Below are 21656 nucleotides of genomic sequence, written 5' to 3'. Positions count from 1 at the left end.
CGTTGCCAACGGTGGCCGCCCACAAGGGAGATCGGGGGTGCGCACATGCGGATCGGACTGCTCACGGACGGCGGATATCCGTACACGACCGGCGAGTCGGGACTGTGGTGCGACCGGCTCGTGCGCGGGCTCGCGCGGCACGAGTTCGACATATTCGCGCTGAGCCGGAGCCGTGCACAGGAAGCGCGCGGCCTGATCGCGCTGCCGCCCCAGGTGCGCAAGGTGCGGACCGCCCCACTGTGGTCCGCGCCGGACTCCCGCACGGACCGCAGACGGGCCGAGCGTGCCTACGGCCGCCGCGAACGCCGCGCGTTCGCCGCCCACTTCGGATTCCTCGCCACCGCCCTGTGCGCCGAAGGCATGGGGGAGGCCGAGGGCAACCAGGGCGTCGACGGCTCCGACGCCGCCGCGAGCCCCGCCACCGCCGGCGCCTTCGCCGAGGGGCTCTACGGACTCGCCGAACTCGCCCGCGAGCACGGCGAACACGGCGGGCTCGGCGCCGAACTGCGTTCCGAGTCGGCCGTCCGCATCCTGGAGGCCGCCTGCCGCGCGCCCGGCGCGAACCGGGCTGTACGCGCCGCCCGCGTCCCCGACCACCTCGCCTTCGCCGCCTTTCTGGAGCGCGCCCTGCGCCCGCTGTCGCTCGACTGGTACGGCGACGACGCCCTCGGCTCGGTCGACCTCAGCCACGCCGCGTCCGGCGGCCCGGCGGCGCTGCCCGGCCTCCTGGCCAAACGCTTCTGCGGAGTCCCGCTCCTGGTCACGGAGTACGGCGTGCAGCTGCGGGCCCAGTACCTCGCCAGTGCTCAACTCTCGGCGCCCGTAAGGGCGTTGCAGGCGGGATTCCAGCGCCGCCTCGCCGCCGAGGTGTATGCGCGGGCCGAGCTGATCACCCCGGGCAACACCCACGCCCGGCGCTGGCAGGAGCGCTGCGGAGCCGACCGCGCCAAGCTGCGGACCGTCTACCCCGGTATGGCGGCGGACCGGTTCCACGCGGTGGGCGAGGGCGCGTACGGCGGAGACCCGCACACCCTGGTGTGGGTCGGCCGGATCGAGCCCGCCAAGGACCTCATCGCTCTGCTGCACGCGTTCGCCGAGGTCCGCAAGGCCGAGCCCGACGCCCGTCTGCGGCTCTTCTCGGTGCCCGCGCGGGAGGCCGGGGCCGCCGCCTACCTCACCCACTGCCGCGCGCTCGCCGCCCAGCTCTTCCCCGACGAGGCCGCCGACGCGCACGCGGTCGGCGACAACCCCGTGTCGTTCGAGGAGATCGGCGGCCCCGAGGCGCCCGAACTCGCCGACGCGTACGCCGCGGGAAGCGTCGTCGTCCTGTCCAGCGTCGTCGAAGGCTTCCCGCTCAGCCTCGTCGAGGCGATGTTCTGCGGCCGGGCCACCGTCTCCACCGACACCGGCGCCGTCGTCGAAGTCATCGGCGGCACGGGCCTCGTCGTGCCCCCGCGCAACCCGCGCGCCCTCGCCGACGCCTGCCTCGCGCTGTTGCGCGACCCCGAACGCCGCGCGCGCCTCGGCGCCGCCGCCCGGGCCCGCGCGCTCGAACTGTTCACCGTCGAGCAGAACCTCGCGGCATTTCGCGGCATTTACCTCCAGCTCATGTCCCACAACCCGGTCCACCGCGAAAGCGCCCGCGAGGCCGCCGCACCGCAGCCCTTCGCGCACCCGGCCGAGGCCCATGTCCCCGGACGCTGGGCGGCCCCGACCGCGGCCCGCGGCCCCGCCGCACCTGCCGGCCCCGCTCCCGGCCGGCCGGTCCGGCCCCTCGGCGTCCTCATGCAGGAACGTCTCGACGCCGCGGCGGAAGGGGCGGGCGCGTGAGCGACATCCCCTCGGCCCCCGCCACCGGCACCGCCTGGGACAGCCCCTCGCGGGACGCCCGCGCTACCGCGGAGGAGACCCGCGCGGTCTCGCAGGATGCCCGCGCCGCCTCGGCCACCCCGAGCGGCACAGGGCGCGGCGCCCCCGCACGGCGCGGCCCCGCCGATCCGGTCAAGGCGCTGATGCACCGCCATCGCGAACTCTGCGAGCGGGCCGTCGACCCGCTGGAGATCGCGGCGGGCCTCGAAGCGCACGGCGTGACCGACCGCACCGCCGCCCGGTTCCGCCACCGCGACGTCTTCTCGCTCGCCGAAGAGCTCTACGCCCGAGTCCCGCGCGACACCGAAACGGCCCTGCCCGCAAGGGAGTCGCCGGCACCGCCCGTCGGGTGGGCGCTGTGGGCGCTGCTGCCCGGGGCCGTCGGCGTCCTCGCCGTCACGGGTGCCGAAGCCGCCCCCGCGGGGATCGGCGTGGCGATCGGCGCCGTCGGGGCCGTGGCCTTCGTCGCGGCCCTCACCCTGGCGCTGCGCCGCGCCCCCCTGCGCGCCGCTCCCCGCGCCGGGCTCGCCGTCCGGCTCTGCGCCGGCTGGCTGACGGCATACGCGATCGGCGGCGACGGACTGCTCGCCGACGCGGTGCGGGGCGGGCCCGACGGGAGCTGGCCGCTGAACCCGGCGGCGGCCACCGGCCTCGCGCTGGCCGTCGCCCCCGGAATCTGGTGTGCGCACCTCTTCTCCGTACGGACCCGGCGCAAGCTCGCGTCGAGCCGCGGCCTCGCCGAGTTCTCCGGACGGTCGAGACCGCTGCTCCTGGCGGTGGCCGCGTTGTTCGCCGTCGCACTAGCCGTCTGCCTGACGGGCAGTCAACTGGCGTACGGAGCAGCGTCGGTGGCTGGAACGGCAGCGCTCGGCATACTGCTCTGGCTGGCCCGGCTGCTCGCCGCGCACGGGTTCGCCCGCGCCGCGGCCAAGGTGCTCGCCGCCGCCGCGGGGGCCGAACTCCTCGCCCTGTGCTGCGTGTTCGCCGGGCGGCTGCCCGGTCTCTCCCTCGTCGGCCGGCCCGTCGCGACCGCCGTCCAGAACTGGGGCGCCGGCGCGCTGCCCGCCGCCGTGTGCGGCGCGGCCGCCCTCGCCCTGCTCGTCCGGGCCACCGCGGTACTCGCCCGCGCCTCGGCCCACTGTGACCAGTGAGGCGCCCGTCGACCGACGCGCCCACCCCACCGAAGCGCCGAACCCGCCTGACCGCGTCACGGAGCAGGCGACAAGGCATTGAAGGAGAACGACACATGACCGCCCTGCCACCGGCCTCCCGCCGCACGCACGGAAGGACCGCGCGATGAGGGTGCTGCTGCTCGGAGCCAACGGATACCTCGGCCGGTTCGTCGCCGACCGCCTGCTCGCCGACCCCGCCGTCCAGCTCACCGCCCTCGGGCGCGGCGACGACGCCGACGTACGGTTCGACCTCGCCACCGGCAGCCCGGGAGCCCTCACCCGCTTCCTGGACGCCGTCCACCCCGGGGTCGTCGTCAACTGCGCCGGAGCGATCCGCGGCGGCGCCCGCGAACTGACCCGGCACAACACCGTCGCTGTCGCCACGGTCTGCGAGGCCCTGCGCCGCAGCGGCTGCGGCGCCCGCCTCGTGCAGATCGGCTGCGCGTCCGAGTACGGTCCCTCGCAGCCCGGCTCATCCACCGCCGAGGACGCGGTGCCGCGCCCCGGCGGACCGTACGGCGTCTCCAAGCTCGCCGCGACCGAACTCGTCCTCGGCTCCGGGCTCGACGCGATCGTGCTGCGCGTCTTCTCGCCCGTCGGACCCGGCACCCCCGCCGGCTCCCCGCTCGGCCGGCTCGCCGAGGCGATGCGCCGCGCCATGCAGGCCGGCGACGGCGAGCTGAAGCTCGGCGGACTCGGCGTCCAGCGGGACTTCGTGGACGTACGCGATGTGGCGCGGGCCGTTCACGCCGCCTCGCTCTCCGCCGCCCAGGGCGTGGTCAACATCGGCACCGGACGCTCGGTGAAGCTCCGCGACGCCGCCGCCGTCCTCGCCAGGGTCGCCGGCTACGGGGGCGCCCTGCACGAACTGGACGGTCCGCCCGCCATGCGGCCCGGCCTCATCGGATCCCCGCGCTCCGGCGAGGCCGCCCTCGACCACCTCGCCGCGCCCTCGCCGTACCCCGACGGTTGCGGCAGCTGGCAGCAGGCCGATGTGCGCACCGCCCGCGACCGGCTCGGCTGGCGGCCCCGGATCAATCTGGAGGAGTCCCTCGCCGACATCTGGATGGAGGCGGCATGCCGCATCTGACCCGGACCGCCAGGCAACGCGCCGCCACCGGCGCCGACCGGCTCGGCCTCGGCGTCCCCGGCTACGCCCATCCGCTCGTCGCCCCCGTCGAATGGGCCGAACTCACCCGCCCGGGAACGCCGTTGCACTGGGCCGTGCTCAACGTGGCCGGCGGCGCCCCCGGCGGCCCCGGCAGCCGGCCCGACCCGCACTGCCTCGAAGCCGCGGGCAAGCTCCGCAACGCCGGGATCCGGGTGCTCGGCCACCTCGACGCGGCGTACGGCACCCGGACCTTCGGCGAGCAGATCGCCGAGGCCCAGCGCTACCTCGACTGGTACCGGGTCGACGGCTTCTACCTGGACCGCTGTCCCACAGAGCGAGACGGCCTTCTCGACATGCGGCGCACCACGGAGACCCTGCGGGCCATGCGCGCCGACGCGCACCTGGTCTTCGGGCACGGCACGCATCCCTGCCCCGGCTATGCCGACCTCGCCGACCAGCTGGTCACCTTCTGCGGCCCCTGGAGCGAATACCGCTGGTGGCAGGTGGCCGAATGGACCGCCGACCTGCCGCCTGAGCGCTTCTGCCACCTGGTGCACGGGGTGCCGAGGACCCATCTGGAGGAGGCGCTGCGCATCGCCCGCTGGCAGGGCGCGGGCACGATCTACTTCACCGACCGCCCGGACCGGGCCCCGCGCGGAAAAGGGCGGATCGACCCATTTGAGACACTGCCCGGTTACTGGGACGAAATCGTCTCGCGGATCGGACCCGGTATCTCGGAATGAGGGGGAGCGTGGCAGTGTTACGGAGAGAACAACCGTACTGACATACCGACCGACGGAGTTTCCGTGTCGCTGCCACCCCTGGTCGAGCCAGCAGCTGAGCTCACCGTAGACGAGGTCCGCAGGTATTCGCGTCACCTGATCATCCCCGACGTCGGGATGGACGGGCAGAAGCGGCTGAAGAACGCGAAGGTGCTCGCCGTGGGCGCCGGCGGTCTCGGCTCCCCGGCCCTGATGTACCTGGCCGCCGCCGGTGTCGGCACGCTCGGCATCGTGGAGTTCGACGAGGTCGACGAGTCGAACCTCCAGCGCCAGATCATCCACAGCCAGGCCGACATCGGCCGCTCCAAGGCGCAGTCCGCGCGTGACTCCGTCCTCGGCATCAACCCGTACGTGAACGTGGTCCTGCACGAAGAGCGGCTCGAAGCCGAGAACGTGATGGACATCTTCAGCCAGTACGACCTGATCGTCGACGGCACGGACAACTTCGCGACCCGCTACCTGGTCAACGACGCGTGCGTACTGCTCAACAAGCCCTACGTGTGGGGTTCGATCTACCGCTTCGACGGCCAGGCCTCGGTCTTCTGGTCCGAGCACGGCCCCTGCTACCGCTGCCTCTACCCGGAGCCCCCGCCGCCGGGCATGGTCCCCAGCTGCGCCGAGGGCGGCGTGCTCGGCGTGCTCTGCGCGTCGATCGGTTCCATCCAGGTCAACGAGGCCATCAAGCTCCTCGCGGGCATCGGCGAGCCGCTGGTCGGCCGCCTGATGATCTACGACGCCCTGGAGATGCAGTACCGCCAGGTGAAGGTCCGCAAGGACCCGGACTGCGCGGTCTGCGGCGAGAACCCGACCGTCACCGAGCTCATCGACTACGAGGCCTTCTGCGGCGTCGTCTCCGAGGAGGCCCAGGAAGCGGCCATGGGCTCGACGATCACTCCCCGGCAGCTCAAGGAGTGGATCGACGCGGACGAGAAGATCGAGATCATCGACGTCCGCGAGCCCAACGAGTACGAGATCGTCTCGATCCCGGGCGCCAAGCTGATCCCGAAGAACGAGTTCCTGATGGGCTCGGCCCTCGAATCACTGCCCCAGGACAAGCGCATCGTCCTGCACTGCAAGACGGGCGTCCGCTCGGCGGAGGTCCTCGCGGTCCTCAAGTCCGCGGGCTTCGCCGACGCGGTCCACGTGGGCGGCGGCGTGATCGGCTGGGTCAACCAGATCGAGCCGGAGAAGCCGATTTACTGAGCGCGCGGGGTACGTCGACCGCGGGCCGTCGTGGGCCGTTCACGCAGCTCCCCGCGCCCCTGCAAGCACACCCGTAGGGGGCCGGCCGCACTCACCAGTGGGGCAGGCCCCCTACGGGCTGTTCGGGCGCGCGGGGAACCGCGCGGCCGGCCACAGCCGGCCCGCAGTCGAAGAACAAGCCTTCACTGGCACACCGCCCCGGCCGACGGCGCCTTCCCCTCCAGCAGATACGCGTTCACCGCGTTCTGCACGCACTTGTTGCCACTGTCGTACGCCCCGTGGCCCTGGCCCTTGTACGTGAGTTCCACGCCGACCCCCGGGCCGAGCTTGTCCACCATGTTCTTGGCGCCCTCGTACGGCGTCGCCGGGTCGCCGGTGTTGCCGACGACCACGATGGGCGGTGCGCCCGGCGCGCTCACGTCGGGCGTGGTCCACTGGCCGGCGACCGGCCACTCGGAGCAGCCGAGCAGGCCCCAGGCCATGAAGTCGCCGAAGACGGGCGACGCCCTGCGGAACTCCGGCACCTTCGCCTTCGCCTGGTCCACCGTGTAACGCTGTGTGAAATCAACGCAGTTGATGGCCGCGTTGGCTGCCTGGATGTTGCTGTACGAGCCGTCCTTGGCGCGCCCGTTCATGGAGTCCGACAGAACGAGGAGCAGCGCGCCGTCGCCGCCCTCCGCGTCGTCCACGCCCTGTTCGAGCAGTTGCCAGTACTCCTTGGAGTACAGGGCCTGCGCGATGCCGTTGGTGGCCTGGGTCTGGGTGAGCTGCCGGCCGCTGCTGCCCGCCGGGATGGGCTTCTTGCCGAGCTGGGCGAGGAGTTTGACGATGACGTCCTCGACCTCCTTGACGTTGGAACCGCGCAGCAGACACCGGTCGCCGCGGTTCACACAGTCCTGGGCGAAGTTGTCGAGGGCGAGCTGGAAGCCCTTGGCCTGGCCGAGCGCGCCCTGCTCGACGTCGTTGGTGGGGTCGACGACACCGTCGAAGACGGCCCGCCCCACGTTCTTGGGGAACAGATGCGCGTAGACGCCGCCGAGTTCGGTGCCGTACGAGATGCCCATGTAATGGAGCTTCCGGTCGCCGAGCACCTGGCGCATCAGGTCCATGTCGCGGGCCGCGTTGGTGGTGCCGACGTGGGGGAGTACCGTGCCGGAGTTGTCCTTGCAGGCCGTCGCGAACGACTTGAGGGTCTCGACGTACGACGCCTCCTGGGCAGGCGTGTCGGGGGTGGCGTCCTGGGCGAAGTAGGTGTCGAGCTGGGAGTCGTTCTCGCAGCGCACCGGCGCGCTCGCGCCGACGCCGCGCGGGTCGAAGCTCACCAGGTCGTAGCGGGCCCGCAGCCCCTTGTAGTCGGTCGCGGCGGCGGGCAGCGTCGTCACTCCCGAGCCGCCGGGGCCGCCGAAGTTGAAGACGAGCGAGCCGATGCGGTGGGCCTGGTCGGTGGCCTCGGCGCGGATGAGTGCCAGGTCGATGGTGCCGGCCTTGGGGTTGGCGTAGTCGAGCGGCACCTTCATGGTGGCGCACTTCCACTGACCACCACCGGGCGGCGCGGAGGGGGACGATCCCGTGCCCTCCGCCGCGGTGGGTGCCGCGCACGGCTTCCAGCTCAGCTTCTGCGTGGCGAGCTTGGCCGGGTCGCCGGCGGTGGAGCTGAGCCCGTTGTCGTCCTTGTCGCCGCTGGAACAGCCGGCGGCGAGCAGGAGGGCGGCGGCGCCGAACGCGGTCGCGCGCGTCCGCTTGCGGGGGGCACGGTGGTGTTCCATCCCCCCATCCTGCGGCGCGGGCAACGGGCGTGCGCGAGCGGGGCGCCATGCGGGTGGCACCCCCGGCCCGTGCGGCTATCCCTCCGTGACCTTGAGCGCGGCGGCGAGCCCCGTCGCCACGCACGCCGCGATGCCGACGCCTTCGTACGCGGCGCCGCACACGGCGAGGCCGGGGAGCCGGGCGATGTCCTCGCGGACGCGGGCCATGCGCTCGGCGTGGCCCACCGTGTACTGGGGCAGGCCGCGCTCCCAGCGGGTGACACGGGCCGCGACCGGCTCGCCGATCGGACCGACGGCGTGGTGCAGATCGTTGAGGGCGGCGCGTACGAGATGCCGGTCGGGGCGCTCCAGGAGGTGCTCCTCGCCCGCCCGGCCCACCGAGGCGCGCAGGATGAAGTGGCCGGGGGCCGCCGCGGCCTGCCACCCCCATTTGTTGGACAGGAAGGTGGCGGCCTTCACGGTGTGGCCGTCGACGGGCGGCACGAGGAAGCCGTTGCCGGCGGCCGGCCCGGCAAGCCCGGCCCGTTCCCGCGCGAAGCCCATCGTCACCACGGCCGTGCTGGCGTACGGGATCGCCGAGAGCCCGAGGTGGGCGTCGGGCGCGTACGGGCGGAGCAGGGTGGCCGCCGCGAAGGCGGGCACCGCGAGGATCACCGCGTCGGCGCTCAGCAGCAGCGGACCGTCGGCGGTCGTGGCCTGGACCCGCCAGTTCCCGGACGGGGTGCGTTCGAGGGCGCGTACGGTCGTGCCGGTCAGGACGCGGGCCCCGCTCGCCTCGGCGACCGCGAGCGGCAGCCGCCCGGTGCCGCCCTCGATGCCGCGCACGAAGGAACCCCGGGGGCGCGGCCGGCCGCGCAGGGCCGCGAGGAGCGGCTCGCCGCGCTCGGCGATCCTGGCCACGCCCGGCATCGCCGAGCGCAGCGAAAGACGGTCGGTCCTGCCCGCGTACACGCCGCCCAGCAGCGGTTCCACCAGGCGGTCCACCGCTTCCCGGCCGATCCGGCCGGTCAGGTAGTCGCAGACGGCGATGTCCTCGGTGAGGGGGACGGCCGGCTGCTCCGGCTCCGCGCGCAGCCGCGCGAGTCCCTCGTCCGACAGGAGGCCGGTGCCGGCGAGGGCCGCCGGGTCGGAGGGAATGCCGAGCACATGGCCGGCGGGCATCGCGCGCAGCGCGCCCCGCGTCCACACGGTGACCGGCGCGGGAGCCGGCTCGGCGAGGGCGGGGCCGAGGCCGACCGCCGTGGCGAGGTCGACGGCCTCGGGGCGCAGCGCCATCACGGACTCGGCGCCCTCGTCGACGGGCACCCCGGCGAGCGTGCCGGTGCGGAGCTTGCCGCCGATGCGCGCCTCGCTCTCCAGGACGGTGACGTCGGCGCGGCCGCGCAGCTGCCAGGCGGCGGCGAGGCCGCTGATGCCACCGCCGATGACGATGACCGATCGCGTCGATCTCATGGAACCAGCTCTCGGAGGTCGTCCTGATGGGGGAAGGCACCGGGCTCGTAGGCACACCACGGGTCGGCGGCGAGTACGTCACCGGTCAGGCCGTACGCCCGTGAACGGGAGCCGCCGCACACGGTGTTGAACTCGCAGCGTCCGCATTTCCCGCGCAGCAGAGCGGGGTCGCGGAGCGTGGTGAAGAGAGCCGAGCCGCGGTAGATCTCGGCCAGCGGATGGTGCTTCACATTGCCCGCGCTGACGGGCAGGAACCCGCTGGGGTGGACCTCGCCGGTGTGTGACACGAAGACGAAGCCGCGGCCCGACGACACATCCATCGGCGGCCTGCGCACCGCACGCCGCGCACCCTCGAAGAAGCCCAACTCCTGCGCGCGGACGGAGAGTTGGCCATAGAGGGGGCCGAGTTCGGGCTGCTCGCCGTGGCGGGCCAGGACCGCGCGCTGGAGGGCGACGCGCCGGAAGTGGTGGCCTTCGGTCGTCTTCGTGGCGATGACAGAGCCGCAGTCGTACAGGAAGTGCAGCACGTCCTCGATCCCGTGCGGGGTCAGCGCCGCCAGGTCCGCGCCGCGCCCGGTCGGCACCAGGACGAAGCCGGACCAGAGCATGGCGCCCTCGCGCCTGACCAGGGCCGCGATGTCGGCGAGGTCGGGCAGGGAGGCGCGGGTGACGGTGGTGTTGATCTGCACCTTGAGACCGAGCTCGCGGGCGGCCCGCCAGCCGTCCAGGGTCCAGTCGAAGACACCGTCGACGCCCCGGAAGGCGTCGTGCCGCTCGGCGGTCGACCCGTCGAGCGAGAGGGAGAGCGCCACCGCGCCCGCGTCCCGCACCGCCGTCAGGTTGGCGCGGGTCAGCGTCGGCGTGCCGGACGGCGACACCGCGACGCGCAACCCCAGTGAAGTTCCGTACGCCACCAGGTCGTTGAGGTCGGGGCGTTGGAAGGGGTCGCCGCCGGTGATGACGAACAGCGGGCTCGGCTTGCCGAACGCGGCGATCTGGTCCATCAGGCGCCGGGCGTCCACCGCGTCGAGCTCGCCCGGATCGCGGTCCGGCCGCGCCTCGGCCCGGCAGTGCAGACAGGCCAGGGGGCAGGCGCGGGTGGCTTCCCAGATCACGATGAAGGGCCGCTCCGCCAGGGCGTGCCGCGGCCTGCGCACGAGGGTTCGCCGCTCGCTCATCGGACCTTCTCCCAGCCGCGCCGGTCCGCCCGGCCGGCCGTCAGCTTCGGATCGCGGCGCCGGTAGACGACGTACGGGCGGAACAGGTACTGCACCGGCGCGCTGAAGACGTGCACGAGCCGCGAGTACGGGACCAGCGCGAACAGGGCGAAGCCGAACAGGATGTGCAGCTGGAAGGCGAGCGGCGCCGCGCCCATCAGGTGGTAGTCCGGCTGGAAGGTGAAGAGGGAGCGGAACCAGATCGAGATGCCCTCGCGGTAGTTGTAACCCCCGGTCGCACCGGTCGAGTTGAGGATGGTCGCCGTCAGGCCGAGCACCATCGCGCCGAGCAGGAACGTGTACATCAGGTGGTCGCTGCGCAGGGTCGCCCGGCGCACCGCGGGGACTCTCAGGCGGCGGTACACGAGGAGGCCGATGCCGGCTGCCGCGGCGACGCCCGCGACCGCGCCGGTCGTCACGGCGAGCAGGTGGTAGGTGTGGTCGCTCACCCCGACCGCGTCGGTCCAGCTCTGCGGGATCACCAGGCCCACCACATGGCCGAGGACGACGAACGCCATCCCGAAGTGGAAGAGCGGCGATCCGATGCGCAGCAGCCGCGCCTCGTGGACCTGGCTGGAGTGGGTGGTCCAGCCGAACCGGTCGTAGCGGGCCCGCCACAGGACGCCCGCGATCAGCAGCGCGATCGACACATAGGGCAGCACGCCCCACAGGAGCAGATCCATCAGGATGCCTTCCTCTCGGGGAAACCGGGCCAGGGGAGGGCGACGCCGGACGCGAAGGGTGGGGCGGTGCGGGCCGGCGGTTCGGTGTCGGATCCGAGCGGTTCGGGCCCGGGCCCCAGCGGTTCGAGGCCGGATCCGAACGGTTCGGCGCCGGGGACGAGTGGCTCGGCACCGGGCCCCAGCGGTTCGAGGCCGACGCTTTCCCGGGGCGGGCCCGCCTTGGCCAGCGCCTTCGCCTCGGCCTTCGTGGTGGGCGATGCGCCGGGCAGGGTCGCGCAGACCGCTTCGAGCACATCGGCGTACGGGGTGCAGAACTCGGTGAGGGCGAGCCGCAGCAGTTCGAGGCCCGCCCGGTGCTCCTGGAGCAGTAGCGTGCCGGACTCCTCGTGACGGCCGGCGAATTCGAGCGCGGCGGGCAGGAAGTCGGGCAGCTCCTCGTGGCTGAACTCCAGGCCGTGGTCGCGGTAGATCCGCTTGAGTCGCACGAGCGAGAGACCCCGGCGCCGGGTGTCGCCGTCGGTCCACCACGTCAGATACAGACAGCGCCGGTTACGGGTGTCGAAGGTGGAGGTGTAGTGCGCGGCCAGGTCCATCGGGTCGGTGGCCGCCGCCGTGTCCACGAAGGCCTGGAGCCGCTCGGCCGCCGACCCCGGGCTTTCGTACAACGCCTCGCGCAGCAGAGGGAGTTGAGAGAAGAACATGTCGTCGGGGTAGCGCAGGCAGCGCGCCGCGACCAGACGCAGGACGGCTGAGCTCTCGGGGTTCATGCGATTCTCCGGGTGGGGGAGAGGTTCAACAGGACGCGGTCCCTGGTGACGTCACCAACGGGACAGGTGGCGTCGAGCGGGTGGGCCTCGGCGAGGGCGCCGGCGTCGGCGCGGGCCGCGCTGGGCACCACGTACCGGTCCTCGTACTTGGCGATCGCGAGGAGCCGGAACAGGTCCTCCATCTCGGTGCCGGTGAGCCCGACGGCGGCGGCGATGGACTCGTCGCGGGCCTCACCGAGATTGACGCGGCGCATGTAGGCGCGCATCGCGGCCATCCGGCGCAGCACCGCCTCCACGGGGTAGGTGTCGCCGGCGGTGAGCAGCTCGGCCAGGTACTCCACCGGGATCCGCATGGCGTCGATCGCGCCGAACAGGTTCCCCGCGTCCTCGCCGTCGTGGCCGCTCGCGGCGACCGCCTCGACGACCGGGGAGAGCGGTGGCACGTACCAGACCATCGGCATCGTGCGGTACTCCGGATGGAGCGGCAGCGCGACCTGGTAGGTGGCGATCAGGTCGTACACCGGGGAGCGGCGGGCCGCCTCGATCCACTCGTGGGCGATGCCCGAGGCCCGCGCGGCGGCGGCGACCGCCGGATCGTTCGGGTCGAGGAAGCACTCCAACTGACTTGGGTAGAGGTCGTGTTCGTCCTCGACGGCCGTGGCCTCGGCCACCTTGTCGGCGTCGTACAGCATCACGCCGAGGTAGCGCATCCGCCCGACGCAGGTCTCCGCACAGACGGTCGGCAGTCCCGCCTCGATGCGCGGGAAGCAGAACGTGCATTTCTCGGCCTTGCCGGTGGAGTGGTTGAAGTACACCTTCTTGTACGGGCAGCCCGTCACACACATCCGCCAGCCGCGGCACTGGTCCTGGTCGGCGAGGACGATGCCGTCCTCCTCGCGCTTGTACATCGCGCCCGACGGGCACGACGAGACGCACGCCGGGTTGAGGCAGTGCTCGCACACCCGCGGCAGATAGAACATGAAGCTCTGCTCGAACTCGAATCTGATCTTCTCGCCGACCTCCTCGCGAATCTTCTCCACGATGGGGTCGAGCGGGGCGTTCTGCGGTGCGCCGCCCAGATTGTCGTCCCAGTTGGGGCCCCACTCGATCGTGTCGATGGGCTCACCGGTGAGGCTGGAGACGGGCCGCGCGACCGGCAGGTCGTTGCCCGCGGGGGCGTCGATCAGGTTCTTGTACTCGTACGTCCACGGCTGGTAGTAGTCGTCGATTCCGGGGAGTTCGGGGTTGGCGAAGATGTTCCCGAGCCGCTTGAGGCGGCTGCCCGCGCGCAGGCGCAGCTTGCCGGAGCGGGTGCGCTCCCAGCCACCCTTCCATTTCTCCTGGTCCTCCCAGCGGCGCGGATAGCCCTGCCCGGGGAGGGTCTCGACGTTGTTGAACCAGACGTACTCGGTGCCCTGCCGGTTGGTCCACGTCTGCTTGCAGGTGACCGAGCAGGTGTGGCAGCCGATGCACTTGTCGAGGTTCATGACCATCGCGATCTGTGCCATCACGCGCATCAGTACTGGACCTCCTGGTCGCGGCGGCGGATGACGGTGACCTCGTCACGCTGGTTGCCGGTCGGGCCGAGATAGTTGAACGCCCACGTCAACTGGGCGTAGCCACCCACGAGATGGGTGGGTTTGAGCATGATCCGGGTGAGCGAGTTGTGGATGCCGCCGCGCTTGCCGGTCTTCTCCGTCTTCGGCACGCCCACCGTGCGTTCCTGCGCGTGGTTCATGTAGACGGTGCCGGCGGGCATCTTGTGCGAGACGATCGCGCGGGCGGTGACCACGCCGTTGCGGTTGACCGCCTCGATCCAGTCGTTGTCGCGCACGCCGATCGCGTCGGCGTCCTGCGGGGACATCCAGATGGTCTGGCCGCCGCGCCCGAGCGTCATCATGTAGAGGTTGTCCTGGTACTGGCTGTGGATCGCCCACTTGTTGTGCGGAGTGAGATAGCGGACCGCGACCTGCTTGCCGTCGGTCGAGCCGACCTCGGGCTCTCCGTACAGGCGGTGCATGTCGAGCGGCGGCTTGTAGACGGGCAGCGCCTCGCCGACCTCGTGGATCCAGTCGTGGTCCAGGAAGAAGTGCTGACGTCCCGTCAAAGTGTGCCAGGGCTTGAGGTGTTCGGTGTTGACGGTGAACGCGGTGTAGCGCCGGCCGCCGGACTCGCTGCCCGACCACTCCGGCGATGTGATCACCGGGACCGGCCGCGCCTGGGTGTCGGCGAACGTGATGCGCTTGCCCTCGGCCTCCGCGGCCAGATGGGCCATGTGCTGCCCGGTCTTCCTCTCCAGCGTCTCGAACCCCTGCGTCGCCAGGCGCCCGTTGGAGGTGCCGGACAGGGAGAGGATTGCCTCGCAGGCGTGCTGGGCGGTGTCCAGGCGCGGCCGCCCCTCGGCGACCCCCGCCCGCACGCGCCCGTTCTTCTCGCCCAGATACGCGACCTCCTCGGCCACGTCGAAGGTGATCGCCTTGGTGGTGACGCCGAGCTTGTCGACGAGCGGGCCGAGCGCGGCGAACTTCTCGCCGACGGCGCCGTAGTCACGCTCGACGACGGTCAGGTTGTACATGGTGCGCCCGGGCACGGGCTCGCACTCGCCCTTCGACCAGTCGAGCGCCGCCCCGCCGGGCTGGGCCATCTCGCCGCCCGGGGTGTCGTGCTGGAGCGCGGTCGAGACCACGTCCTTGCGTACGCCGAGGTGCTCCTTGGCCAGCTCGCCGAAGCGGTCGGCTAGCGCGTGGAAGGCGTCGTAATCGGAGCGGGCCTGCCAGGGCGGGTCCACGGCCGGGGTGAAGGCGTGCAGGAACGGGTGCATGTCGGTCGAGGACAGGTCGTGCTTCTCGTACCAGGTCGCAGCGGGCAGCACGACATCGCTGAGCAGCGTCGTCGACGTCATCCGGAAGTCCATCGCGAGCAGCAGATCGAGTTTGCCCTCGACGTCCTGCGGGTGCCAGGCCACATCGCGCGGGGCGCAACGGGGGCCGTCGTCCGGCAGGTTGGAGTGCGTACCCAGCAGATGCTTCAGGAAGTACTCGTTGCCCTTGGAGCTGGAGCCCAGCAGATTGGCACGCCACACGTTCAGGACGCGCGGCCAGTTGCCCGGTGCGTCCGGGTCCTCACCGGCGAAGCCGAGCCGGCCCGCCTTCAGCTCGTCCACCACGTGCTGGACGGGGTCGTCGGCCTCGCCGAGTTCGAGGGGGTTGCGGTCGAAGGTGGGGTACGACGGCATCCAGCCCATGCGGGCGGACGCGGCCAGGCAGTCGGCGCCGGTCATGCCCTCGAAGCGGCCGTCACCGAGCGGGGAGGCCAGCGCCTCGGTGGGCAGCGTGTCGTAGCGCCATTGGTCGGTGTGGAGGTAGAACCAGCCCGCGCCGATCATGTGGCGGGGCGGACGGGCCCAGTCGGAGGCGCTCGCGAGGGTGGCCCAGCCGGTGACCGGCCGGCACTTCTCCTGCCCGACGTAGTGCCCCCAGCCGCCCCCGTTGCGGCCCTGGCAGCCGGTCAGGGTGAGCAGCGCGAGAAAGGCGCGGTAGATGGTCTCGGAGTGGAACCAGTGGTTGGTGCCGGCCCCCATGAGGATCATGCAGCGGCCCCCCGACTTCTCGGCCGTGTCCGCGAACTCCCGTGCCACCCGCGTCACTTGGGCCGACGGTACGGAGGTGAGGGTCTCCTGCCAGGCGGGGGTGCCCGGCGTCGTGGCGTCCTCGTACGAGGTGGGCCAGACGCCGGGCAGACCCGCGCGGCCCACGCCGTACTGGGCCAGCATCAGGTCGTACACGGTGGTGACGGCACGGCCGTTGATCCGGCGCACCGGGACACCGCGGCGTACGACACCCTCGGCGCCCTCGCCGGTCTCCTCGAAGCGGGGCAGCACCACTTCGGCGCTCTCGCCGCCCTTCTCGTCCAGGAGGGTGAGCCGGGGCACGGTGTCGCCCAGGTCCAGGTTCCACTCGGGCGTGGTACCCCAGCGGTGGCCCAATGTGCCGTTCGGGACGGTCGGTTCACCCGTGGCATCGTCGATGAGCACGGTCTTCCAGCACGCGTTCTCGGAGTCGTCGCCGAGATCGGCCGCCGTGACGAACTTGTGCGGCACGAGCCCCTCCTCGGTCTCTTTGAGGGAGACCAGGAACGGCAGATCCGTATAGGTGCGGACGTAATCCGTGAAGAAAGGCGTCGGCCGCTCCACGAAGAATTCCCGGAGGATCACATGGCCCATCGCGAGGGCGAGTGCGCCGTCCGTCCCCGGGTGCGGATGCATCCACTCGTCGGCGAACTTGGTGTTGTCCGCGTAATCCGGGGAGACGGTGACGACCTTCTGGCCGCGATAGCGCGCCTCGGTCATCCAGTGCGCGTCGGGGGTGCGGGTGACGGGGACGTTGGAGCCCCACATCATCAAATAGGCCGCGTCCCACCAGTCGCCGGACTCCGGGACGTCGGTCTGATCGCCGAAGACCTGCGGGGACGCCACCGGCAGGTCCGCGTACCAGTCGTAGAAGGAGAGCATCGGCGCGCCGATGAGCGAGTGGAAGCGGGCGCCGGCGGCGTGCGAGGCCATCGACATCGCCGGGATGGGGGAGAAGCCCGCGACCCGGTCCGGTCCGTGTTCCTTGATCGTGTGGACGTGGGCGGCCGCGACGATCTCGACGGCCTCCTCCCAACTCGCCCGCACCAGACCGCCCTTGCCGCGCGCCTTCTGGTACCGGCGGCGCCGCTCGGGGTCGCCCTGGATGTCGGCCCAAGCCAGGACCGGGTCGCCGAGGCGCGCCTTGGCCTCGCGGTACATCGTCAGGAGCTCGCCGCGTACGTGCGGGTACCGGACGCGGGTGGGTGAGTAGCTGTACCAGGAGAAGGAGGCGCCGCGGGGGCAGCCGCGCGGCTCGTACTCGGGGCGGTCCGGGCCGACGGAGGGGTAGTCGGTGGCCTGGGTCTCCCAGGTGATGATGCCGTCCTTGACGTACACCTTCCAGCGGCAGGAGCCCGTGCAGTTCACGCCGTGCGTCGAGTACACGACCTTGTCGTGGCTCCAGCGGTCCCGGTAGAAGGATTCCGCCTGCCGGCCGCCGGTGCGGTGCACGGTGCGCAGATCGTCGGAGACCTCGGCGCGGGTGAAGAAGCTGCCCGCACGCACCAGCGCGTCGGCGGCGTCGTGCCCGTGCCGCGCCTGCTGATGCACCTTCTGCTGTGCTTTCTGCTGCGCTTTCTGTTGCAACGGAAACTCCTGTGGCCCGGAGAAAAGAATGTGAGCGGGCTTTCCGGACGGACTGTCGGGAAAAGCGGACGCCTCCGGACGGCCACCAATGACACTACGCCCGGCGTTTCTTGGAACTCGGGGTCTTTGGTCCCACCCGGCGGTGACCTAATTCCGCAAATGTCCCGGGAGCGGCCTGAGAAACTGGATAAAGCGCCGGACGTGGGCGGCGTCCAGTACTTTTGGTCATTTCGCAGAATCGAAAGGCGGGTCGCCGTGGGCGGGAGAGTCGGCGGGGGTCGCGGGGGCGGGAGTGGCGGTGGTGAGAGCGGGGGCGGTGGTCGTGCCGGCGGTCGTCGGCTCGGGGGTCGGAGCCGGTGGCTGCCGAACCAGCACGGGGCGTGGGCGATGCTCGCCGTGCCGTTCCTCGCCGGTACGTTCCTCGGGGAGCCGCGCTGGGTGCACCTGCCGCTCTTCGCGACGTGGCTGCTCGGGTATCTCGCCGTGTACCACGCCCAGCAGTGGCTGCGGCTGACCCGGATCTCCCGGAACCCGCGGGCGCCGCGCCGCCATGTCCGCCCGGCGCTGTGCTTCGGCGCGGCGGCGGCGGTGTGCGGGCTTCCGGTGGCTGCCCTGCACCCGTGGCTGCTGCTCGCTGCGGCGTGCGCGGTGCCGTTCGTCGCGGTCAACTCCCTTTACGCGTACCGCAATCGGGAACGGTCCCTGTGGAACGGGCTCGCGGCGGTGGTGCCGGCCTGCGCGATGCTGCCGGTCGCGCTGCGGCTGGGCGGCGGCATGTGGGCGTCGGGTGTGGCGCCCGCGCTGGCCTGCCTGTTGTACTTCGCGGGGACGGTGCCGTACGTGAAGACGATGATCAGGGAGCGGAACTCGCGGGCGTACTACCGGGGTTCGGTCGCCTACCACTGCGTGGCGCTGGTGGCGGCGGCCCTGCTCGACCCGTGGCTGGCGGTCCCGTTCGCGCTGTACCTGGCGCGGGCGGTGGGGTTGCCGGGGCGGGGGGTGCGGGTGGGGGTTGTGGGGGCGGTGGAGGTGGTGGGGTCGGGGGTGTTGTTGGGGGTGGTGGTGGGGGTGTTTTGAGGGGGAGGTCGATTGTGGGTGGCCGCGGGGTGCACGGGTGCGCGCAGTCCCCCGCGCCCCTGGGGGTCGGTCGTGGTCGTATGTCTGCGGGGGGTTGCGGGTTGCTCGCACAGTTCCCCGCGCCCCTGTAGGGCCCCGGCATCGGCGCGTGCCGGTTCCCTTTGCGATGGGGCTGAGCCGCCGTGCCGTTAGGGGCGCGGGGAACTGCGCGACCAGCCACGTACGGTCTGCAGGCGGGTGATGAGGGGCGTGGGGGACTGCGCGCACCGCGCACCCTCACCGCTCGCGGGGGACCGCCTGGGCCGGGGTTACAGCTGGCCCTTTCTCGTCAAGTAGTTGAAGCACAGCCACCCGGGCAGCACCGGCAGCCAGAAGGTGAGAAGCCGGTACAGGAGCACCGCCGACGTCGCCGTCTCCGCCGTCATGCCGGCGATCGTCAACGCCGTGGACAGCGCCAGCTCGACCGCGCCCACACCGCCTGGCGTCGGCGCCGCCGAGCCGAGCGCGTTGGCCGTCAGGAAGACCACCGCCACACTCGCGTAGCTCAGCGTGTGCTCGCTCCCCGTACCGAAGGCACGGATCGACGCGTCGAGGCACATCACGAACACACCGGTCAGAAGCAGCATGCCGCCGATCCCCGTGACCAGCTTCTGCGGCCGCTGCAACACGTCCAGCATGCGCGGCACCACACCCGCGAACAGCGAGCGGACCCGGCTGACCACGAACTTGCGCAGGAACGGGACCGCCGTCACGACGAGGATCAAGACGGCCGCCGTGAGCAGCCCCGCGATCACCGTGCGGGACGGCGACAGCTCCGAGGTCTGCTCCGTGCCGGTGACGTACCCGAAGATCAGCAGGAGCGAGATGTGCGAGGCGAGCCCGAAGAGCTGCGACGCGCCCACACTCGCCACCGCGAGCCCCGGCCGCACCCCCGCACGCTGCAGGAAGCGCGTGTTGAGGGCGACACCGCCGACCGCCGCCGGCGCCACCAACTTCACGAACGAGCCCGCGACCTGCGCGACGACCGCCCGCCAGAACGGCACCCGCTCCGGTACGAAACCGAGCAGGCTGGCCGCGGCGGCCGGATACGACAACGCCGAGAACAGCGCGGCCGCCGCGACCCAGCCCCACTGGGCGTTCGCGACCAGCTCGCCGAACTTGATGTTGGTGAGCTGGACCAGCAGGAAGTACGCCGCGAAGGCGCCCGCCACGAAGCTGATCAGCGTCTTCACCTTGATGCGTTCAAGACGCACCGGCTCCACCGGGGCCAACGGCCGGATCAGCAGCACCTGATGGCGGATCTGGGTGAGCAGATCGTCCTCGTGCGCCTCGTCGAGGGCCTCGTCGATGGCCACCTTCTCGGCCTTCTTCTCGGCCTTGACCGCCTTGCGGTCGTCCGGAACGGCCGCCTCGGCCTCGGGGTGCGCCGCCGCCTCCTTCGCGGCGGCCGCCTCCGCGGCCTTCGCCTCCCGCGCCGCGTCCGACGCCTCAAGCACCGCCTCGCGCTCGCGCTGCGCCTGCTCACGCCCGAGCCTGCGCAGCGTCGCGCGGGTTGAGCGGCTCAGCGCGATGGGCTGGAGCAGCGGAAGGCTGTCGGCCACGGCGTCCGGGCCGAGCACATCGAGCGCGGAGTCGACCGCCCGCTCGGCGCCGACGCGCAGGCCGAGCGTGGTGAGCAGCTGAGCGACGTCCATCCTGAGCACGATGTCGCCGGCCGCGATCTCCCCGCCGCGCAGATCCGTCACGATCACCCTGCCGGAACGATCCACCAGGATCGCGTCCCCGGCCAGCCTGCGGTGCGCGATCCGCCGCGACTGGAGCGCCTCGACCTGCCGCCACGTCTCGCGCAGCAGATCGTCGGTGATCTCCTTGTCGTCGAGGGAGTCCAGGGAGCGGCCGCCGGTGTGCTCGTACACCAGCATCACGGCGTCCGGGCCGAGTTCGGAGGTGGCGATCAGCTTGGGCGCGTTCGCCCCGGCCGCGATCGCCGCGTACGCGAGCAGCGCCTCCTGCTCCAGGGCCTGCCGCAGCGACTGGATCGAGCGGCGGGTGGTGATGGAGCGCAGCGTCAGGCGGCGCCACACCCGGTAGAAGAAGCCCTGCGCCTGCTGTTCGCGGTCGACGACCGTGACGTCGAGCGCCGGGCCGTCCTCCAGGGTGACGAGATAGCGCCGGCCGCGCTCGCCCTGCTCCATCGAGTCCGGTACGTCCTCGGCGCGCAGCGCGGTCACCGGGTTGAACCCGACGTGGCGCAGGCCCGCGAGGAGGGTCTGCCCGGTGGGCCGCACATTGGGCGAGCCGACCGCGTAGAGGGTGCCGTACGCGACGGTCCAGCCGATCAGGATCGTCACCATGATCGAGAACGGGGTGGTCTGGCCGCCGACCAGGACCGCGAAGGAGTTGAGCAGCAGCACCGCCCACAGCGCCACCCGCCACCGTGGCCTGCGGGCCATGCCGACGGCCGTCATGTAGGCGATGACGGGGGCGAGGTAGCCGTGCACGGGGTCGGTGAGGGTGCCGGACGAGGACTGCTGGGTCAGCGCCTCCGTGATCGAGCCGGGCGCCGACTTGGCGACCCACAGGTCGGTGGCGAGCGCCACACCGTGGGCGAGGACTGCGGCGAGCACACCGTCCGCGATCCGCAGTCCGTCGCGTTTGATCAGCCGTTCGATGGCGAAGGCGACGGGCAGGACCAGGACGGCGATGCTGGAGGCGAGCCCGGCGAGCCGGATCAGGACGTCGGGGGTGCCGGTGGTGCCCTTGGTGATGTCGTCCTCAAGGCCGGACGTGGTGCCGTGCGCGAACGCGGCGATCGCCAGGACGACGGCGATCGCCAGTACGCCGGTGAGCAGCCGGAGCAGGTCGGAGGGGCGGTGCACGCGGGCGGGCAGCAGCGGTTCGTCCACGGAGACGCGCTCGATGGACCCCGAGTCCTCGCAGACCCCGCCTTCGTTGACGCCTTCGCTTTCGCGGACGCCTTCGTCGACGCCTTCGCCGTTGGTCGGCTCGGCCCCGCCGCTGCTCGTGGAGCCCTCCGAGCTCCCGGTGCCATCCGAGCCGCCGGAGCCCGCAGAGCTCCCGGGACCCTCAGAACCCTCCGAGCCCGCAGGGTTCCCAGAGCTATCGGCTTCGCCCGTGCCGACCGACGCTCCGTCGTCGCCCGGGGAGGCCGGATTCTGGGACGCGGCGGCCTGCCGCCCCGCTTCAGGGCTGCTGCTCGCCGCCGCCTCGGGTGGCTGCACGCCCCGCTCCTTCGCCGACTCGTCCGTCTTGTCTCTGTCTCGTATCACCGCTCACCGCCCGCACGATGGTGGCATGTCCAGAGATCCCAGAGGGGCAGCA

At 72.0% G+C, this 21656-nt stretch carries 13 protein-coding genes and 1 pseudogene; 6 read left to right on the top strand and 8 right to left on the bottom strand.

Annotation, left to right across the window (positions count from 1 at the left end; translation table 11 throughout):
- Positions 1 to 45 precede the first annotated feature (45 nt).
- The 5 genes from AB0D31_RS04900 to moeZ all read left to right on the top strand — a co-directional run bounded on the left by AB0D31_RS04900 (position 46) and on the right by moeZ (position 6137).
- The gene (locus tag AB0D31_RS04900) at positions 46 to 1830 is read left to right on the top strand and encodes a DUF3492 domain-containing protein (protein WP_362717033.1); all 1785 of its coding nucleotides are present in this window, start codon (positions 46 to 48) and stop codon (positions 1828 to 1830) included.
- Positions 1827 to 3020 (top strand): hypothetical protein, encoded by a 1194-nt coding sequence (locus AB0D31_RS04895; RefSeq protein ID WP_362717030.1) that lies wholly within the window; start codon positions 1827 to 1829, stop codon positions 3018 to 3020. Before AB0D31_RS04900 ends, AB0D31_RS04895 begins: the two co-directional genes overlap by 4 nt.
- A 145-nt stretch (positions 3021 to 3165) precedes the next feature.
- On the top strand, positions 3166 to 4131 hold the full coding sequence (locus AB0D31_RS04890) for an NAD-dependent epimerase/dehydratase family protein (RefSeq protein ID WP_362717027.1): 966 nt from the start codon (positions 3166 to 3168) through the stop codon (positions 4129 to 4131).
- Positions 4119 to 4895, top strand: a complete 777-nt coding sequence (locus AB0D31_RS04885; RefSeq protein WP_362717024.1) for a spherulation-specific family 4 protein — start codon at positions 4119 to 4121, stop codon at positions 4893 to 4895. The genes AB0D31_RS04890 and AB0D31_RS04885 overlap by 13 nt, the downstream gene beginning before the upstream one ends.
- 63 nt (positions 4896 to 4958) lie before the next feature.
- Positions 4959 to 6137 (top strand): adenylyltransferase/sulfurtransferase MoeZ, encoded by a 1179-nt coding sequence (gene moeZ, locus AB0D31_RS04880; RefSeq protein ID WP_362717021.1) that lies wholly within the window; start codon positions 4959 to 4961, stop codon positions 6135 to 6137.
- 182 nt (positions 6138 to 6319) lie between these two features.
- Here the strand turns inward: moeZ and AB0D31_RS04875 are convergent, their stop codons facing one another.
- The 7 genes and pseudogenes from AB0D31_RS04875 to AB0D31_RS04845 form a co-directional block, all read right to left on the bottom strand.
- Positions 6320 to 7903 (bottom strand): alpha/beta hydrolase, encoded by a 1584-nt coding sequence (locus tag AB0D31_RS04875; protein WP_362717019.1) that lies wholly within the window; start codon positions 7901 to 7903, stop codon positions 6320 to 6322.
- Positions 7904 to 7978: 75 nt separating this feature from the next.
- Positions 7979 to 9355, bottom strand: coding sequence for a protoporphyrinogen oxidase (gene hemG / locus AB0D31_RS04870; protein ID WP_362717016.1), 1377 nt, complete (start codon positions 9353 to 9355; stop codon positions 7979 to 7981).
- Entirely contained in the window at positions 9352 to 10533 is a 1182-nt protein-coding gene (locus tag AB0D31_RS04865) for a TIGR04053 family radical SAM/SPASM domain-containing protein (protein WP_362717013.1), read from the bottom strand. The genes hemG and AB0D31_RS04865 overlap by 4 nt, the downstream gene beginning before the upstream one ends.
- On the bottom strand, positions 10530 to 11255 hold the full coding sequence (gene narI, locus AB0D31_RS04860; protein WP_362717010.1) for a respiratory nitrate reductase subunit gamma: 726 nt from the start codon (positions 11253 to 11255) through the stop codon (positions 10530 to 10532). The genes AB0D31_RS04865 and narI overlap by 4 nt, the downstream gene beginning before the upstream one ends.
- A 185-nt stretch (positions 11256 to 11440) precedes the next feature.
- Positions 11441 to 12022, bottom strand: a pseudogene (gene narJ, locus AB0D31_RS04855) (nitrate reductase molybdenum cofactor assembly chaperone); the annotation flags it as partial.
- Positions 12019 to 13539 carry a nitrate reductase subunit beta gene (gene narH / locus AB0D31_RS04850; RefSeq protein WP_362717007.1) on the bottom strand — a complete coding sequence of 507 codons (1521 nt, stop codon included), beginning with the start codon at positions 13537 to 13539 and terminating at the stop codon, positions 12019 to 12021. The gene narH and the pseudogene narJ, both read right to left, overlap by 4 nt.
- A complete protein-coding gene (locus tag AB0D31_RS04845; protein ID WP_362717111.1) occupies positions 13539 to 17201 on the bottom strand; it encodes a nitrate reductase subunit alpha in 3663 nt (1220 codons plus the stop codon). Before AB0D31_RS04845 ends, narH begins: the two co-directional genes overlap by 1 nt.
- Positions 17202 to 17597: 396 nt before the next feature.
- Between AB0D31_RS04845 and AB0D31_RS04840 the strand changes: the two genes are divergently transcribed.
- Positions 17598 to 18314 (top strand): YwiC-like family protein, encoded by a 717-nt coding sequence (locus tag AB0D31_RS04840; RefSeq protein ID WP_362717108.1) that lies wholly within the window; start codon positions 17598 to 17600, stop codon positions 18312 to 18314.
- A gap of 308 nt (positions 18315 to 18622) precedes the next feature.
- Here the strand turns inward: AB0D31_RS04840 and AB0D31_RS04835 are convergent, their stop codons facing one another.
- Positions 18623 to 21556: a lysylphosphatidylglycerol synthase transmembrane domain-containing protein gene (locus AB0D31_RS04835; protein ID WP_362717004.1), complete on the bottom strand. Its 2934-nt coding sequence runs from the start codon at positions 21554 to 21556 to the stop codon at positions 18623 to 18625.
- Positions 21557 to 21656: the final 100 nt, after the last annotated feature.

The organism is Streptomyces sp. NPDC048361 (assembly GCF_040651795.1).
GTDB lineage: Bacteria > Actinomycetota > Actinomycetes > Streptomycetales > Streptomycetaceae > Streptomyces.
Note: the sequence above shows the minus strand (reverse complement) of the source record. Positions and strands in the feature narration are given on the sequence as shown.